This window comes from Azonexus sp. (assembly GCF_036170495.1).
GTDB lineage: Bacteria > Pseudomonadota > Gammaproteobacteria > Burkholderiales > Rhodocyclaceae > Azonexus.
Map to the genome: position 1 here is coordinate 1 of NZ_JAVHPH010000057.1, position 1,258 is coordinate 1,258.

Consider the following 1,258-nt stretch of genomic DNA (forward strand, 5'->3'; position numbering starts at 1 on the left):
AAGGCGCCACCGTGCCCTTCATCTCGCGCTACCGCAAGGAAGCGACCGACGGCCTTGATGACACGCAACTGCGCAACCTCGAAGAACGCCTGACCTACCTGCGCGATCTCGAAGAGCGGCGCACGGCCATCCTCGCCAGCATCGAGGAACAGGGCAAGCTGACGCCGGAACTCAAGGCCGAGATCAGCGACGCCGAAACGAAGCAGCGCCTCGAAGACCTCTACCTGCCGTACAAGCAGAAGCGCCGGACCAAGGCGCAGATCGCCCGCGAAGCCGGCATCGAGCCACTGGCCCTCGGCCTGCTTGAAGACCCGAACCTGACACCGGACGACGAAGCCGAAAAGTTCATCAACGTTGACGCCGGTTTTGCCGACGCCCGCGCCGTCCTCGACGGCGCTCGCCAGATCCTCATGGAAAAGTTCGCCGAAGATGCCGAACTGCTCGGTGGCCTGCGCGCCTACCTCAGCGAACACGGCCATGTCCGGTCGACCGTCGTCGAAGGCAAGGAAACCGAAGGCGCCAAGTTCCGTGACTGGTTCGACTTCGCCGAACCGATTGCGACGATGCCCTCACACCGCGCCCTGGCCCTGCTCCGCGGCCGCAACGAAGGCATGCTGCAGGTGGCGCTGGTCCTCGACTCCGAACTCGACCCCGAGGCTGTCAAACCCGGCACGCAAAACCCCTGTGAACAGCGTATCGCCGTCCGCTTCGGGATCAAGCCGCAGGGCCGCCCGGCCGACAAATGGCTGGCCGACACCGTGCGCTGGACCTGGAAGGTCAAGGTCTACACCCACCTCGAACTCGAACTCATGAACGAGCTGCGCGAGCGCGCCGAGGAAGAAGCCATCCGCGTCTTCGGCCGTAACCTGAAAGATCTGCTGCTCGCCGCCCCGGCCGGCCAGCACGTCACGATGGGCATCGACCCCGGCATCCGCACCGGCTGCAAGATCGCCATCGTCGACGCCACCGGCAAGATGCTCGACCACGCCACCATCTACCCGCACGAACCGCGCTGCGACTGGGACGGCTCGATCGCTACCATTGGTCGCCTGGCTGCCAAGCACCAGGTCAGCCTGGTCGCCATCGGCAACGGCACGGCCAGCCGGGAGACCGACAAGCTCGTGCAGGACGTCATCAAGCGTTACCCGGAAGCGCGGCTGACCAAGATCGTCGTCTCCGAAGCCGGCGCCTCGGTCTATTCCGCCTCCGAATTCGCCGCCAAGGAATTCCCCGACCTCGACGTCTCGATCCGCGGCGC

1 protein-coding gene is annotated in these 1,258 nt (G+C 65.4%); it reads left to right on the top strand.

Annotation, left to right across the window (positions count from 1 at the left end):
* On the top strand, nt 1–1,258 hold a 1,258-nt coding region (locus ADADOO_RS01960), incomplete at both ends, for a Tex-like N-terminal domain-containing protein (RefSeq protein WP_511274542.1).